Origin of the sequence: Kibdelosporangium aridum (genome assembly GCF_900176515.1) — a bacterium.
GTDB lineage: Bacteria > Actinomycetota > Actinomycetes > Mycobacteriales > Pseudonocardiaceae > Kibdelosporangium > Kibdelosporangium aridum.
On record NZ_FWXV01000002.1, the window covers coordinates 809340 to 825953 of the forward strand.

Annotated in this window: 12 protein-coding genes; 5 read left to right on the forward strand and 7 right to left on the reverse strand. The window is 67.3% G+C overall.

The features are described 5' to 3' along the window. Positions 1–607: 607 nt before the first annotated feature. Positions 608–1897, reverse strand: coding sequence for a geranylgeranyl reductase family protein (locus B9C43_RS13330; RefSeq protein ID WP_235038586.1), 1290 nt, complete (start codon positions 1895–1897; stop codon positions 608–610). A gap of 97 nt (positions 1898–1994) precedes the next feature. Here B9C43_RS13330 and B9C43_RS13335 point away from each other — a divergent pair, with 97 nt between their 5' ends. The 3 genes from B9C43_RS13335 to B9C43_RS13345 all read left to right on the forward strand — a co-directional run bounded on the left by B9C43_RS13335 (position 1995) and on the right by B9C43_RS13345 (position 8164). Beyond that, on the forward strand, positions 1995–3989 hold the full coding sequence (locus tag B9C43_RS13335) for a hypothetical protein (protein ID WP_084426477.1): 1995 nt from the start codon (positions 1995–1997) through the stop codon (positions 3987–3989). Continuing rightward, positions 3982–5418, forward strand: a complete 1437-nt coding sequence (locus B9C43_RS13340) for a hypothetical protein (RefSeq protein WP_143446308.1) — start codon at positions 3982–3984, stop codon at positions 5416–5418. The genes B9C43_RS13335 and B9C43_RS13340 overlap by 8 nt, the downstream gene beginning before the upstream one ends. Before the next feature lie 112 nt (positions 5419–5530). Continuing rightward, positions 5531–8164 carry a hypothetical protein gene (locus B9C43_RS13345; RefSeq protein WP_084426481.1) on the forward strand — a complete coding sequence of 878 codons (2634 nt, stop codon included), beginning with the start codon at positions 5531–5533 and terminating at the stop codon, positions 8162–8164. Here B9C43_RS13345 and B9C43_RS13350 read toward each other — a convergent pair. Continuing rightward, on the reverse strand, positions 8161–8847 hold the full coding sequence (locus B9C43_RS13350; RefSeq protein ID WP_084426483.1) for a demethylmenaquinone methyltransferase: 687 nt from the start codon (positions 8845–8847) through the stop codon (positions 8161–8163). The two genes, B9C43_RS13345 and B9C43_RS13350, sit on opposite strands and share 4 nt — an antisense overlap. Before the next feature lie 121 nt (positions 8848–8968). On the opposite strand from B9C43_RS13350, the gene B9C43_RS13355 reads away from it, so the two are divergent. Further along, positions 8969–9262 carry a hypothetical protein gene (locus tag B9C43_RS13355; protein ID WP_084426485.1) on the forward strand — a complete coding sequence of 98 codons (294 nt, stop codon included), beginning with the start codon at positions 8969–8971 and terminating at the stop codon, positions 9260–9262. On the opposite strand, the gene B9C43_RS13360 is transcribed toward B9C43_RS13355, so the two are convergent. Beyond that, entirely contained in the window at positions 9249–10358 is a 1110-nt protein-coding gene (locus B9C43_RS13360) for a glycosyltransferase (RefSeq protein ID WP_033394096.1), read from the reverse strand. The two genes, B9C43_RS13355 and B9C43_RS13360, sit on opposite strands and share 14 nt — an antisense overlap. Beyond that, positions 10358–11461: a glycosyltransferase family 4 protein gene (locus tag B9C43_RS13365; RefSeq protein ID WP_200825539.1), complete on the reverse strand. Its 1104-nt coding sequence runs from the start codon at positions 11459–11461 to the stop codon at positions 10358–10360. The genes B9C43_RS13360 and B9C43_RS13365 overlap by 1 nt, the downstream gene beginning before the upstream one ends. Before the next feature lie 155 nt (positions 11462–11616). Here B9C43_RS13365 and B9C43_RS13370 point away from each other — a divergent pair, with 155 nt between their 5' ends. After that, positions 11617–12462, forward strand: coding sequence for an inositol monophosphatase family protein (locus B9C43_RS13370; protein ID WP_033394098.1), 846 nt, complete (start codon positions 11617–11619; stop codon positions 12460–12462). On the opposite strand, the gene B9C43_RS13375 is transcribed toward B9C43_RS13370, so the two are convergent. From B9C43_RS13375 to menD, 3 genes are all read right to left on the reverse strand, one after another. Further along, a complete protein-coding gene (locus tag B9C43_RS13375) occupies positions 12419–12898 on the reverse strand; it encodes a DUF3592 domain-containing protein (RefSeq protein WP_033394099.1) in 480 nt (159 codons plus the stop codon). The two genes, B9C43_RS13370 and B9C43_RS13375, sit on opposite strands and share 44 nt — an antisense overlap. Before the next feature lie 359 nt (positions 12899–13257). Next, entirely contained in the window at positions 13258–14814 is a 1557-nt protein-coding gene (locus B9C43_RS13380; protein WP_235038587.1) for a M1 family metallopeptidase, read from the reverse strand. Positions 14815–14929: 115 nt separating this feature from the next. Next, positions 14930–16606 carry a 2-succinyl-5-enolpyruvyl-6-hydroxy-3-cyclohexene-1-carboxylic-acid synthase gene (gene menD / locus B9C43_RS13385; RefSeq protein WP_084426489.1) on the reverse strand — a complete coding sequence of 559 codons (1677 nt, stop codon included), beginning with the start codon at positions 16604–16606 and terminating at the stop codon, positions 14930–14932. Positions 16607–16614 lie beyond the last annotated feature (8 nt).

Below are 16614 nucleotides of genomic sequence, written 5' to 3' on the forward strand. Positions count from 1 at the left end.
CTCACAAGAAGGAACCCCCAGGCCCAAGAACCCCAGATGTGAGCCCCATCGCAGACCGCAAACCACCGCGCTCCCATAAGGGCCAGCGTGCGCAGGCCACGACCCGGCGTACTCGTGTGTGTGCAGGGGGCGGCCCGGCGTGCTGCCGTGAGCGCGGGCCGAGCGTCAGCGAGGCGCGGGTGAGCAGGGTGCGAACCAGCGTCGCGCGTGTCTGCCTTTGCGGCGTGGGAGTCGCTCCATCCGCGGCGCACGGCGGCGACCAGCCCGGCTGGTGGCGAGTCGGATGGAGGACTCACGCTTGCCGCAAAGGCGGACACGCGGTAATTCGATTCGACCAACCCCGCTGGAACAGAAGGCAGCGGGAATTCGACTCAGCCAACCCCTGCTGGGGGTGAGAAGGCAGCTTCCTTCGCCCGCGAGCCGGCGCGTGTCCACCATTCCGGCACGGTGAGTCAAACTGCTCGACTCGCTCCCAGCCCCGCTGGGTGCCGCCGTGCGCCGCTCGCGTTCAACACACCATGCCGGAGCCGGTGGACACGCGCGGTGCCCTTGCGGGTGCCGCATCGCTTCGCTCCGGGGCTTTGCCTTGGGGTGCTTTGTTTCGGGTTTAGCGGAGGTTGGGGGCGATTTTGCTGGCTACCGCGATCATCCGGTCCACGACGTCCCCGTCCTTCGGGTCGAAGCAGCCGGACAGGCCCTTGTGGATCAGCGGGATCAGCGAATTCACGCGCAGCCCGTACTTGGTCGCGGCCCGCATGATCTTCGGCTTTCCGATGATCTTCGCGAAGATGTTGCCCAGGCGGTAATAGCCGCCGTACAGCTCACGCATCGCAACCGGGTAAGCCTGCAAAGCCCGCTCCCGCGAAGGCCCTTCCGCGCGAGCCAAAGCCTGAACAACGATCTCGGACGCGATCTTGGCCGACTCCATCGCCGACTGGATGCCCTCGCCGTTGAACGGGCTCACCATTCCGCCCGCGTCACCCAGCAGCAGCATCCCGTCGCGGTAGTGCGGGGTGCGGTTGAAGCCCATCGGCAGACCGGCCCCGCCGACCTTCCCGATCGCGTTCTCCTCGCGGAAGCCCCATTCCTCGGGCGTCCCGTCCAACCACTGCCGCAGCAAAGCCCGGTAGTCCGTGCTCCGGAAAGAAGAGGAGGTCGACAGCATTCCCAGGCCGACGTTCACCGTGCCGTCGCCGAGCGGGAAGACCCAGCCGTAGCCCGGCAGCAGTTTCGGGTTCGCGGGGTCGCTGCGGTCCCACAGTTCGAGGTGGCCTTCGATGAAGTCGTCCTTGGACCGCGGCGAGGAGTAGTAGCGCCGGACCGCTACTCCCATCGGGCGATTTTCGTGCTTGTCGATTCCGACCGACAACGCCAGCCGGGCGGACACGCCGTCGCACGCCAACACCAGCGGCGCCGAGTACGTCACCTCGGTCTTGTCACGGCCGACACGAGCCCGAACCCCGGTCACCCGGCCGGTCCGGGACACAACAGCGCCGGTCACGGTCGTGTTCTGCTGCAGGCGGGCTCCGTCGCGCTCGGCCACCTTCGCGAGCAACTCGTCGAAGTCCTGACGGGTCCGGGAAACGCCGTAGGGCGGCATGGATGAAAGCTCTGGCCACGGCAGGTGCAGCTGCAGGTCACCGGTGATGATCCGCAGGGCGTTGTTGTGCACCCAGCCCGCTTCTTCGCTGGTGTCGATGCCCAGGTCGATCAGCTGCTTCACGCCGCGCGGGGTGAGCCCGTCGCCGCAGACCTTCTCGCGGGGGAACTGGGATTTCTCCAGCAGCAACACATCCACGCCCGCTCGGGCCAGGTACGCCGCGGCGGTTGATCCGGCTGGGCCCGCGCCGACGACGATCACTTCGGCGTCGTCACCCGGGCGTCGTCGCGTACCCACAGCGGCTCCCTTGTGAATGGTTTCACGATCTCCCCTTGGCGCAATTCTAGCTGCGTCGCGGACGTGACCTGGGACACCATGGGCACGGAGGTAACCCATGACCTTGGACCGGTTGCGGTCGGCGTTATGGCAGACGCCGATTCCTACCTCGCCCCTGCCCCACAACAGCTACCAAGAAGCGCTCGGCCTGAACCTGCTCGCGTTGGCGTTGCGACTGGAACACGTCGACCGGATGACCGAAGCGCTCACGTTGGTCGACTCCACTCATATGACCCGCTCGGTCAGCATCGACATCAACCTCACCGTCCTCACCCCTGATCAGCTTCAGGCGTTGCGGACGGATCCCAACGCCACCAAGGCCCCAGAAACCGTGTGGCTGCCTGTAGCCCGTCAGGCCCGTACCGATCAGGCCCCGGTTGTCGTTCGTGACGCAACCAATGTGGTTCTGCCGCGTGCCACTCATGCGGAGACGTCCAATGCGTTGATCCAAGGCATGTCCAAGGCGTTCCGGATGTTCCTCGAAGCTGATCCGCGTACCGCTGACCCGGACGAGCCGCTCTACGGCATCCGCCGTGGCCTGCACCGGTCCCGCTGGCTGATCCAGGCCGCGATCGCGAACATGATCGACAAAGGCGTCCAGCCGCCGAGGACACCCGCCGATCACGCGCCACGCCGGGGCGCCACTGACTCCGAGAGCATCCGGGAACGAGCCGAGCAGGCGATCGACCAGCTCTTCCCCGAGGACAGCGCTTTCCTGCGGCTGCTGGACATCGCGGCGTCGGAGTACCTGCTGGTGACGGAGGTTCCGACCAACAAGCCTCAGGTGTTCATGCAGTTCGACGCGCCCGTGATGCCCGCACGCTCGCAGGATCTACGGGACCGGGCGACGATCCGTCGTGGGCTGACGCCCCGGCACGAGTTCACCGTCCGGTACCAGACGGTCATCCCACGCGCGGTCGACTCGTACCACGTCACCATCGAAGTCCCCTCAGAGATCGCGGTCCGACGGTTCTTCCTGACCAGCGACGTGGACGGGCCCGCGCTGCGCACGCTGGTCAACGACATCCGTGCGGTCGCGGACGAGTACGACGAGCTCAACTCCGTGTCGCCCAAGCTGCTTGAACAGGAGCTGCAGAGCATCGGGTCACGGCTCGCCGAGTTCGGCCGTCGTCGCCGTCTGGACCTCGACTCCTTCAAGACGTATCTAGAAGAGTGCTACGCGGGCTTCACCAACCGGCGGCCCTCGTTCTCCGCCAACGGCCAGCTGATCAGCTGGTTATCGGAGTTCTCGCAGAAGTACGAGGCCGACCACTACCGCAAACTCGCGGACGGTGTGTTCACCGCACCGATGTTGCGGCGGCTGGCCGACGACCTCGAAGCGTCCGATGTGGACAAGGACTTGTACGTGGACAACGACCCGAGGGACAACGCCGGGCACGCGCACTGGCGGCGCAGGCCATTCGGGTCTGATCCGCAGTCGGTCGAGCCGGTCGAGGCGAACCTGTACATCGCGTTGGTCGACGATCCGCCGTCCTTGGCTTCGAACGTGTCCAAGATGCTGCTCGCGGTCACCCTGCTCGTGCTCGCGTTCGGGGTGATCCTGCAACCCGATCTGTTCCGCGGCATCCTTTTCCTCGACGACTTCGGCGGCAGGCTCAAGCCGAACTTCGACGAGCAGTCCCCGGTTTCGTCGGCCGACGCCGTCGTCACCGTTCTCCTGCTGGTGCCGGGTCTGCTGCTGGCCAGGCTCGACATCCCGTCAGCCCGGTCGGTTCTCGGTCAGCTCAGGCTGTTTCCCAGATACATCGCGTACGTGTCGATGACCATCGCGGGCGCACTCGCGCTGTTCGTGGCGGCGGCCCAAGCGAACGCACTGGCGTTGCCCTTCGAGATCGCGATCTGGCTGCTGGCTGTGCTCGCCGCCTCGATGGTCGCCAACAACGTGATCAACGCGGTGAAACGACGAAGCCGCGTGCCGTTCAGCACGGTCAGCCCGAATTGGCTGATCGCGGAGCTGACCGGCGCTGTCGACCGCCGCAAACGGGACTGTGTCGTGAACTTCTCCACCCTGGGGCGTGATGCGCGTGTCTAACGTGACCCGGCAGTACCCCGCGCTCGCCAAGATCGCCGCACGGGCCGCCGGTTCGGCGAGCCCGGCGATCCAGTTCAGCGTCGGGCATTTCGCGGACGAACAGCCCGAACACCAGCCACCGCAAGGCGTCGGCGAGATCCTGTCGGTCCGGATCGGTGGCGTCGGCTTCCAGCTGCACACCTGGTCGCCGGTAACGCCCGGCTACCCGCCCGCCGGAGTGATCGCCGACGAGCTCGGCGCCGGCCGGTTCGGCGGCAGCGTGATGATCAACCCGGATTTCCTGTACGACTCCGCGCACAGCACGGAGATCCTGCTGACCCTCGGGCACGACTCGTGGCGCCCGGACTACGCCGACTCGCTGATGGTCACGCTGGCGTACAAGGTGATGACCACGGCTGCGGGCGGTGAGGTGCCGATCTTGTTCCTGCAGTCGCCGGTTGCTCCGTTCAAGGATCCCCCGCCGCGCTTCCGGGTCGACGGTTCGGGCGAGGCTCCCCGCGTGTCCAACGGGTTGGCGCTACGCATGCTGATCGCTTTGGACACGGGCAATCCGCGCAAGCGCTTGGCGTTGGTGCGCAACATCGCTTGGATGGCGGCCGAATACGGCATGGGCCTGCAGGTCACCGACCGCCGGTTCGGCCGGGTCCGCGGCGAATGGTGGTCGGTGCTGCGGCACGAGCCGGACATCTACCAGCGCAAGAAAACCGAGCTCTTCGGCTGGGCACCGGACGGCGTCCCGGACTGCGCCCAGCTGCTGACGTTCGTCGGGCCCGCCAGGATCGGGGCCTCCGCGGCGATCGCGGCGGACTTGTTGGCTCGCAACATCGGCCTGCTGTCCATCTCCGAGGCGACGTTGCAGGAAGTCGCGTTCGTCAACGTGGTCGTGCCAGTTGCCCCGGCACGCAAGGGATCCACGGCGGCGTCCGGAAAATGCCTGCCCATCAGCGCTGGGCTCGGCGCGCTCGCCCGCGACTGCGGTTTGACCGCACGGCGTGGCGCCCGGCGTACGGGCCGGATCGAAGACACACCCGCGACGGACTACCGACTGCTGCGGACCGGCCCAGTCGATCCACATGTCGGAGAACCGGACGACGCCGTGTTCCGGCCGATATGGGTTTCGTGGCAACTGCCTTCCTCGCGTGACGTTCCAGAAATGGTGTTCGCTCATCTGCTCGCTGACGAACACGTTGTCGACGGACGTGTTGACTACACACGTGCCCGGCTCGCCCCCAACGGCAAAGTCAGAGGCAGAGCCAAGATCTCCGTCGCGCTGGACCCGGCGATCGACCGGGTCGACGTCCCCGCCCGGCTGTCCGACCTGTGTTCCCAGGTCGAACGGGACGTGCTCACGCACCTGCTCGGCGACGGGGAGGTGTTGCGGACAGTCGAGCTGACCATCGCGTGGCGGGAACGCTGGGTCAGCCGCTGACGTGACCTGTTGGCGAAGAAGGCTTGTGAGCAATCAGACCTAGGGCCCTTGCGGGCGCATGATCAACGCCGCTAGAACCAGTTGCGGAGGGAACAACTGGAGGGAAATTCACATGCGTCTGCTCAGGCTTATGCTGCCTGTGCTGGTCGTGGCTGGCTTGGCTACGCCCGCACAGGCGGCACAACCACCGGAAACGGCAGCGGGTTGGTCAGTCAGTGGCAGCGAGTTGATCTGGAAATCAGAGAAACCGCTGCCGGTCGGCGACGCCGCCATCGAATTCTGGGACGGCGACCGGCTGCTTGGCCGTCCCCGCCCGTCAGCCGACCATCGCACGTTCACACTCAGCACGACGGCCGCGGTCAACCCACGCGAGCTGTCCGTTCGTGCATCGGGCAAGCGACTGGACGTCGAAGAACCGCCGCGGCCGATGAAGACGCGGCCGCTGCCACCGCCCGCGCCGCAACCCGCGGGTGCCGTCGATCCCGGGGTGCCCGGCCCGTACAAGACGACGGCCGGTGAGTACACAGTGGACTCGATCAGGCTGCCGGACTACCCGCAAGCCATCGAGATGCAAGGTCTGGTCGTGGCACCGGTCGGCGCCCCTGGTCGCCGCCCGCTCGCCGTTTTCCTGCATGGCAGGCACACCACGTGCTACGACCCAGCGGATCCGGACTTCATCGACATCAGCTGGCCGTGTGCGCCGGGTAAGAAGGCCATTCCCAGCCATGCGGGCTACCAGCAAGCACAGCAACTGCTTGCTTCACAGGGCTACGTGACCGTTTCCATCTCGGCGAACGGGATCAACGGGCAGGACGCCAGCGTCCTTGACCTTGGCGCGCAGGGGCGTTCTTCCTTGGTACGCAGCCACTTGACTCGTTGGGCCGACTGGGCGGGCGCAGGCCGCGACTCCGCGCCGGACATCGTCAAGGCCGCACCCGTCGCCGACCTGTCGAACGTGTTCCTGATGGGCCACTCCCGCGGGGGCGAAGGCGTCAACCGAGCCGCGATCGACAGCCTCAACCCGCCGGCAGGCGACACCATCCCGACCCGCTGGAAAATCCGCGGCACGCTGCTGATCGGTCCAACGATCTTCGGCCACAACCCGGCACCGGACGTGCCGTCGGCCACGATCCTGCCCGGCTGCGACGGCGACGTCTCCGACCTGCAGGGACAGGTGTTCATCGACGCGACGCGGGGTGTCAGCCGTGGTGCCGCGTTGCACAGCGCGCTGTATTTCGTGGGCGCGAACCACAACTACTTCAACACCGAGTGGACGCCAGGTCAGGCCGCGGCACCGGCATGGGACGACTTCCGAGCGACCGACGACGCGGTGTGCACGCCAGGAACGCCGACCCGGCTCACCGCTGCACAACAACAGACCGCCGGTGCGACGTACATCGCAGCGGCCGCGCACCTCTTCGTCGGCGGCGACCGGCGCGTGCTTCCTCTGCTTGACGGCAGCGGCGTACGCGCACCATCGGCCGACCCGGCCCGTGTGCTCTCGCACGCCGTCGGTGGTGAGCGGATCTCGTTCGTCCTGCCTGACGGCGCCACCAAGACCAGCGGCGCCGCCCGAGTGTGCAAGCAGGTCACCAAGGACGAGACGCAGGGTTGTGGCCCCGATCCGCAGACGCACTTCGTCAGGTTGTGGGGTATCAGCGAGGATCCGGACCGGTTCGCGGTGGCGTTGTCCGGCTCGGGAACTGTGCAGCCCGCGCAGCCCGTGTCATTGGTCGGGTCACGCGACTTGGCGCTGCGGCTGATCGTGCCGCCGAACACCAAGGCCAACCAGTTCGACATCGCCGTCACGGACACCCGCGGCCGTAAGGCCCAATTGGGCTCGGTGACGCTCGACGGCCTCCCCGCGACGGAATTCGTGTCAGCACTGTGGGCTCAGGAAGTACGCGTCTCGTTGCCACGGCACGGCATCGACCTGCGTCAGATCGCCTCGCTCGAGATCACGCCGCGTAGCAGCGGAACAGCCTGGCTGGTCGACGCGTATGGCTGGAACAACGGTTTGCCAGACCCGCGGCCGGGCCCGTTGGCGCGCGTGGATGTCGGTGCGACGGCTGTCCAGGAAGGTGACTCAGGGACGAAGACGTACCAGATTCCGGTCTCCGTGTCGGGCGACCGGGAAGGCACGGTCCGGCTGTTCATCGGCGGCGGGCAGGGCGAGTTCGAGACGCGCCTGGTCACGATCCAGCCCGGGCAGCACACGATCGAACTTCCCGTGCAGGTCACCGGCAACACCCGGTGGAGTTGGGGAGAACAGCACGACGTGTTCGCCAAAGCCGTCCGAGGCTCCGTGGCCGGCGCTTACGGCGGCGGGCTGTCCGTGCTCAACGACGATCCCGCGCCCGAAATCACCGTCTCACCTGCCACGACCGCTGAGGGCGGCGCGTTGACGTGGACCGTGACGTCATCCGCGGTGGCCGACTCGCCGATCTCGGTGTGGGGCAGGGCCATCGCGCCGGCACAAGGGCAGGAACTGTCGACCGTGGACGTGGACCCGCAGTGGTTCAAAGCGAACACCGGCGAGGAAGCGCTGCCCGCACGGCCGTTGTCGAGCACCCGGCTGTTCGTCTCCATAGAGATCCCAGCGGGCTCGCTGACCGGCGAAGCAAGCGTGCCGACGGTGGTGGACACCGAGGCTGAACCCACCGAGTACGTCCACGTCAAGGCTCGCTCGTCGGTGAACCGCGAGAAGGAGATCGACCTCGTCGGCTCGGTGACCGGGCAGCCCTAGCGCTTCTTGGCCCGGTGCAGGGCCACCATTCCGAAAGTGAGGTTCATCCACTCGACGTCACTCCAGCCGGCCTTGGCGACGATCTCGGCAAGGCCGCGCTGGGAGTGCCAGTCCTTGATCGACTCGCCCAGGTAGCGGTACGCCTCGGGGTTTGACGACACGACCCTGGCGATGGTGGGCGCGACCCGCTTCATGCCCCAGTGGAAGACCGTGCGGAACGGCTTGAACCGCGGCTGGGAGAACTCGCAGACCAGCAGCCTGCCACCGGGCTTGACCACACGCCGCATCTCGGCGAGCGCGGCCTCGGTGTCGAAGAAGTTCCGGATCCCGAAGACCACGGTGACCGCGTCGAACGAGTCGTTGGCGAACGGCAGCCGCATGGCGTCCGCGGCGACCTTCGGCACCTCACGCGACGCGCCACTGCTGAGCATGCCGACCGAGAAGTCAGCGGCCACACACCAGGCACCGCCCCGCGCGAACGCGACCGTCGACACGCCCGTTCCCGCGGCCAGGTCGAGAATCCGCTCGCCCGGCTGGGCGTCGAGGACCCTCCTGGTCATCTCGCGCCAGCGCCGGTCGTATCCCAATGTGAGGACCGAGTTGGTCCGGTCGTACCCGCGCGCGACGCCGTCGAACATCTTGGCGACCTCGCGCGGCTTCTTCTCAAGGCTGGCACGGGACATGACCGAACTCTAAGCGAGAACCGAGGTGCGCATGATGCCACCTGAGCACGCTCTAAGCCAGCAAATCCCCGAACGAGTGAAAGACCTGCCGAACCGCCATATCTGCCGGTAACTTGAACATGTGAGCGAAAACGCCGTTCCGATAGAGGAGATGACACGTGCCGAACTACTCGACAACATCCGCCACTGCTTCACGAAGGCCCGCGCGGCGCATGCTGCGTATCTCGCCGCCCTCGCCCGCCTCAGCCACCTGCGGAACTCGTTCTTCCCGGACCTCGCCGCGCTCGGCCTGCCTGAACCATGCCCGTACTTCGCCCCACCGACAACGGGCCTCAACCCGGCTGTGGATATCCCGCCCCAACTGGTCAGCGCGACCTCGGAGTTCGTCTGGGCGGCGCGAACTAGGCCAGGCTGAGCGCCTGCAGCATGCCCTCGACAGACGTGGGCCAGCTGAACTCCTCCGCCCGCGCCCGAGCCGCCTCCCGACGCCGCGACTCCGGAGCCTCGAGCAGGTCTTCCACCGCGTCGGCGAACGCGTCCGCGTGGTCGTCCACCGCGGCGCCACACCCTGGCCGAACAATCTCCCGGAGAGCCGATGATGCCGAAACCACGACCGGAGTTCCCGACGCGAGTGCTTCCAGTGCCGCGAGTCCGAATGTCTCATGTGGACCTGGCGCCAAGGAGACGTCCGCCGTGGCAAGCAGTTGGGCGACGTCGGTGCGGGACTGAACGAACCCAAGGAACGTCACGGGCAGGCCCGTCGCGCGGCGGCGCAACGATCCCATGCTCGGGCCGTCACCGGCGACGACAAGTCTTGCACTGTGACCTTCGGAATGCAGTTGTGCCAACGTGTCCACACTGCGCTCAACGTGCTTCTCCGGCGAGAGTCGTCCACAGTGGATCAACAGGGTCTCCGCTCCGGCCGCCAGATCCTGTCTTAGCGACACCGATCTTCGGGCCGGGGTGAAGGTGGACAAGTCGACACCGAGCGGGACTCGCCGGACGTTCGTCACGCCGATGCGGTCGAACTCCTCACGAGCGAATTCCGTCGTGCACACCACGGTGTCGTAGTACCCGGCCATTCGGCGGTTGGCCCGGTCGGCGACGTCGCGCGCCCATCGCGGTGGAAGGAGGAACTGTTCGAGCAACCTGTCCAGGCGTTCGTGGGAGATGACCACGCTCGGCACGCCGTGGCTTCGGGCCCATCGGCCCATGCCGCGCAACGTCAGGCGGTCCGAGACTTCGAGGCGGTCGGGTTCGAGGCGGGTCAGCAAGGTCCGTACGCGCCACGGGTCGACAGCCCGGTAGCCCCCGGTGCCCGGGATTCTGGGGGCTGGCAACGTAATCCGGCGCACGCCGTTGGGCATCGGCTCGTCGGCATAGCCGGAGCCGGGGACGACAAGGACCACGTCATGGCCCTGCGCGCAGTACCCGGCACCCAGGTGGTGCAGCGCGGTCCGTAACCCGCCGGACTTCGGACCGTAGAAGTTGGCGAGCTGGACAACGCGCATCACGCCACCTGAGCCAGCTGGGTCACCGCGCTGTAGTGCCCCATCAGTTGATCGCACACGGCCGTCCACGTGCGGTCTTGGACGGCACGGCGTCCCGCAGTGGCCAGGCGGGTGCGCAGTGCCGGGTCAAGCAGTTCCGTGACGGCCGGACGCAGTTCCGTGTCCATGTCCTGAAGGAGGAAACCCGTCTTGCCGTGATCTACCAGGTCACGCGGTCCACCCGAGTCAGGGGCGAGCACGGGCAGGCCGGAGGCCATTGCCTCTTGGACGGCCTGGCAGAACGTCTCGTGTGGCCCGGTGTGCACGAACACGTCCAGGCTGGCGTAGGCCTCGGCGAGGGGCACGCCTGTCCGGAACCCGAGGAAGGCCGCTTGCGGCAGCTTTTCCCGCAGGTTGTCCGTGTCGGGGCCGTCGCCGACGACCACCAGCCGGACGCCGGGCATGCCGCTCAGCGCGGCCAGCTTGGCGACCTGTTTCTCCGGGGCCAGTCGCCCGACGTAGCCGACGAGCACCTCGCCGGTGGGTGCCAGCTCGCGGCGGAGTTGGCTGTCGCGGCGGCTGGGGTTGAACAGGTTCGTGTCGACGCCTCTGCCCCAGCGGTGGACGCGTGGGATGCCGTGCTCGACCAGGGAGCGCACGGCGTCGGTCGAGGGCGCCAGGGTCCGGTCGGCGAGGGTGTGCAGCCTGCGGATCCACCGCCAGGCCACGGCCGCACCCCGGGCAAGGCCATACGAGGAGGCGAATCCGGCCACGTCGGTCTGGTAGACCGCCACAGTCGGCACGTCCAGCAGGCGCGCGGCTCGTAGCCCGCCCGCGCCGAGCACGAATGGCGATGCCAAGTGCACGACATCGGGCTCGAAATCCAACAGGGCCGAGGTGATCCGCGGCCCTGGCAGACCGATGGGAAGGGAGGTGACGACCGGGACGTCGACCGCACGGGTCCGGACGACCGGGGCGTGCAGATAGCTGTCCGGCCCAGGGCCAGGAGCGACCACGAGTGCCTCGTGACCGTGGTCACGCAGGTACTCGACAACGCGGAGAACGGAGTTCGTCACGCCGTTCACCTGCGGCAGAAAGCTCTCGGTGACGATGGCGACTCGCACGGACCTCACGATGATCGGACATCCGAGCAGACCGGCGACGGGCGAATGACGTGCCGGGGAACGAAGCCGAAACTTCCAACGTGTGGTCTTGCGATCCTTCGCTGGTCACCTTCCGGTCGCGTACCGGACACCCAGCGCGGTCACTCTAGGTCGGCATGACCCTCTTGTCGTCGCGCCCGCCCAGGCCAGTTGAGCCGGGACTCTTGTCACGGGCACTGGAAGTAGCCGGCCGGCTGGCCAACGACGCCACCGACGTGATCACCGCGACAGCGGGCCGGGGTGCGCGCCCCGGCGGCAAGGACTCACCGTTCGACTGGGTCACCGACACCGACCGGACCCTGGAACGGCACACCCGTCGGGTGCTGACGTCCGAGTTCCCCGGCATGCCGGTGGTCGGGCAGGAGTTCGGCGCCGACATCGGCTCGGACGCCGCCGAGTACCGCTGGGTTGTCGACCCGGTGGACGGCACGGCGAACTACGTCGCGGGCGTGCCGTGGTGCGCGTACAGCCTGGCTTTGGTGGACGCGGCGGGCCCGGTGGTGGGGGTCGTGGCGGATCCGTACCGCGGGCAGATCTACGCGGCCGCACGTGGCCGTGGTGCCCGTGCCAACGGCGTCCAGGTATCGCTGACCGACCGGTTCACCACAGCAGGAGCGATCGTCTGCACCGAGCTCACCCGAACCGGGCCATGGCCAGGGATGGGCGGGTTCATCGAGCGCGCGGCGCGAGCCCACGCGGGCGTCCGCGTCCTGGGCTCAGCGGCCCTGGCGATCGCCCAGGTCGCCCTAGGCCACGCGGCCGCGGCCGTACTGCACAGCTACCACGAGTGGGACGTCGCCGGCGCGGTCGCCTTGGCGATCGAAGCGGGTGCGTCGGTCCTCGACCGGCACGGCGAAGACACCGCGTTGCCGGTGGACGGCCTGTTGGTCGCAGCGCCCGGAGTCTCCGACGAGGTGCTCACTTGGTGGCAGGAGACAGCGACTGCAGTGGATTCCGTCTGAACAACGGCCCGTATCGCTTCATCCACCACAGGATGGGCAAGATCACGAGCCACATGAACAACACCAACGTGCCCGCAGGCATCAACGTCAGGTAGGCGCCCCGACCCGCGACCTTGACCAGGTCAGGCTTGGCCGCGTCGTACTCGATCTCAACCAACTGCCCCTGCTGCAACCCGGCGGGATACCCGACGCCATCGGGCGGAATGTGGTCGGCACCGTCCGGAGTCTGGTAGCGCACCAGCGTGCGATCGAAGGACACCGACAAGACCTCGGCAGTGGTCCGCACCGCCCGCGAGTTCAACCCCGCGTCCTCCCGATACGCCCCAATCACCAGGACAACGGCAAGCAAAGTCACCGTGGCACCGATCGACACCAACACGATCGCCGCGATCCGACGCACCCGCGCCGCCCGACCCTCCGCCGCATCAACTGGCACGCCCGCACTGTACCGACCAACCAATGAACCCCCACCCCACCGCCAACCCGTCAACGACCAGGCCCCAACGCCACCCCTCAGCCACAGTCCCACCAGCATGACCACGACCAACCCGGGCCATGGCCCGCCTCGCCCCACCCGCACGCCACCGACAAGCCAACGCTCGGCAATCAACCCTCAGTTCCAGCCATAACTAGCGTGATCGCGACCAGCACGCCCATAACCTGCCTCGACCCACCCGCATGCCGTCGATACGCCAAGGCTCGGCAATCGACCCTCAGATCTGGCCATGACAAGCTTTGGATGTGACCGGCCTTGGCCTACCCGCTTGCTGCCGGTAGGCCAAGGCTCGCAATCAACTAGTTGTGGTCGTGACCAGCGTGGTCATGAGCTGCGTGGTCATGCCCTGCGTGGTCGTGGTCCAGGTGGTTGGTGCGCACCAGGACGTCACGGGTCAGGTCGAGCTTTTCGATCGCCTTCGGCGGCGTGGCCGCACTCGCCGTGCGGGCTGCTGCCGTGGGGTTGCCGAGGTCTTCGGGGGACGGCTTGCCCTTGGTGAACAGCCAGGTCTGGAACAGGGCGAACAGCGGCTTGCCGGAGATCCGCTCGGCCAGTGCGATGAACTCCTCGATCTTGCCGTTTCCGTTCTTCTTCGTCGCCTGCCAGATCTTCAGGGTCTCGAAGAAGGCCTCGTCGCCCACCGCGTTGCGGAACGCGTGCACTGCGAGCGCTCCGCGGTCGTACACCGCGATGTTGAACTCGTTGCCCGCGCCGGGCTCGCCGACGACGAACTGCCAGAACGGGTCCTCGGCGGGACGGCGGTCGTAGTAGTACTGCGCGATCTCCGCCGCCGTGCCCTCGGCCTGGTTTTCGGCCCAGAGCCACTCCGCGTACCGTGCGAAGCCCTCGTTCAGCCAGATGTCACGCCAGGTCTTCACCGACACCGAGTCGCCGAACCACTGGTGCGCCATCTCGTGTGCGACGACGCTGGTGTTCGCACCGCGCGGGAAGAACAGTGTGCTGTACACCGGCCTGGTCTGGGTTTCCAGCGCGAAACCGATGCCCGTGGAGGCGACACCACCTTGGGCCTCGAACGGGTACGGGCCGAACTGGGTCTCCAGGAACTCGGTCACCTCGGGCGTGCGCTCGATGCTGGCCCGTGCGGCCGGGCCGTTGGCGCCCAGGTCCTCGCCGTAAGCGCTGACCACTGGTTGGCCGTTCGGCGCTGTGCTGCTGCGGATCTCGTACTGGCCGATCGCGAGGAAGGCCAGGTAGGTCGCCTGCTGGCTCACTGTGCGCCAGTTCCACCGGATCCAGCCGTTCAGGGTCTGCTGGGTTCCGGCGAAGGTTCCGTTCGACAACGCCTCGACGCCTTGCGGCACAACGATGGACACGTCGTACGTCGCTTTGTCCGTCGGGTGGTCGCTGCTCGGGAACCACCACTGCGCGATGTGCGGCTCGTCCACCGCGAGTGCGCCGTCGGGCGTCTTCTTCCAGTAGTTGGCGCCCTTCGCGTCCTTCACTGTGGACGGCTTGCCTTCGTACTGGACGACGATCGTGAGGTTCTGGTTGTTGCCGATCGGCGACGGCGGCGTCACCGTCACCTCACCGGTGTTCGCGGTCGTGCGCGACAGGAAGTTGTTGACCCGCACCGACTTGATCGGCAGCAGCAGGTCGAGGTTGAGGCTGGACAGCTCCTGCGTGGAGCGCGCCAGGATCGTGGTCGTCCCGGTCAGCAGGTCCGTCGCAGGGTTGTAGGTGATCCGGATGTTGTAGTGGGAAACGTCGTATCCGCCGTTGCCGTCGTTGGGGTAATACGGATCCCCGACGCCCGGTGCGCCTGGTGTCGGCGCGGCACTTGCGGTCGTTCCGAATAACGCCGTGACGAGTCCGGCCGCGGTTGCGGCGATCGCCACTCTGGATCGCTGAAGCAATTCGGTTGCCCCCTCCAATTCGCGAAAGGTGCAGTCGAACCTAATCGGGCGATCGGGTCGCGAATACCCACCAAAGTGGCTATCTCACAAGGCGAGATCACCCGAACGCAGCATCGGCGACCGCGGCTCGCAGCCGAGCGTGCAGGTCTCGCAACCGTGCGCGATCGGCGCGCACTTCAATCACTCGCAATCCAGGTCGCGGCCGCAGCGCGTCGCGCAACTGTTCCGGTGATTCGGCGACTACATGCGGTACTCGATATCCCGCACACAATGCGGCCAGATCGGCGCCGTGCGGCGTTCCGAAGACTCGCTCGAAACTGTTCTTGTGCTCCGCGGCACCTTGTTCGAGCAACGAGAAAATCCCGCCACCGTCGTCGTTGAGCACCACGATCGCCAGGTTCGGCCGGGCCTCGTCCGGCCCGATCAGCAAACCGTTGGAGTCATGCAGGAACGTCAGATCACCCAGCAACGCATATCCAGGACGGTCTGGTTCGCCCAATGCCAAACCGATTGCGGCTGAGACGTTTCCGTCGATGCCCGCGACCCCTCGGTTGGCGTGGATCGCCAAGTCGGTCCGGGTCTCGGCGACCAGGTCGACGTCACGCACCGGGTTCGAGGAGCCCAGGAAGAGCATCGCACCGGACGGCAAAGCGTCGACGATGTCACGCGCGATGCGCAGCCCGGACGGCCAGGCGTCCTCTTCGAGCAGCTTGTCGACGGCTGTCGCGGCACGCTCGGCCGCCGTTCGCCACGACGTGAGCCACTCCGGGTCATGCCCCTGGACGTGCCCGAGATCCGTGGTGTCGAGCCAGCCGCGAACGTGGATCGCGACGTACTGCGGGTCCGTCCACTGTGGATGGTCGCCAATCCCGTACACCGGTGCGCGTCCCATCAGGCCACGGACACCGCGCGACAACGTCGGCCGGCCAACGACAACGACCGCTTCAGGTCGCAGATCCGGTGCCTTGTCGAGAGATCCCAGCAGCAACGGTCCGCATCGCAGCACGCTCGCCCCACCTGTGGTCGCCACCGGCTCGGCGATGATCGGCCACCCGGCGCGCATCGCCACCTCACAGGCCGCGGCGGCACGGTCCGGCCGGCCACTGCCGACCACCATCAACGTCCGCGCGGGCAGCGGGAAGTCCACCCGGCTGCTGGCGACGGACCGAGGCGGCGCTGAGGTCGTCCAGCGCTCGTTGTCCGGCCTGCCCTCCAGCTCCTCCGGCCAGTTCGGTTCGAACGTCGGGACCAGCGGCTCCCGGAACGGGACGTTGATCTGCACCGGACGTCCCGACTCGGCCTGCGCGACCGCCCGGCACACCAGGCCGCGCCACACCGGGTTCTGCCCGGTCCGCCGCTCGGCCACCGGGAAGTCGACGAGGATCGCGGCGGGCGCGAAGAGGTTGCGCTGGTCGATCGTCTGATTCGCGCCGCTGCCGTGCAGCTCGGGCGGGCGGTCCCCGCTGATCACGATCAGCCCGATGCCCGCGTGGTACGACTCGAGGACGGCCGGGTGCATGTTCGCGACCGCGGTCCCGGACGTGCAGACCACCGCCGCCGGTCGACCGGTCGCCACGGCGAGCCCCATGGCCAGGAACGCGGCGCTGCGCTCGTCCACGCGGACGTGCAGCTTCAGCTTGCCCTGGGCGTCCGCGTCGACCAGAGCCATGCTCAGCGGCGCGTTGCGAGATCCCGGGCAGACGACGACGTGCCGCACGTCGTTGCGCGCCAGTTCGTCGGCGATGACCATGGCTTGCGCAGTCGACGGGTTCACATGCCTAT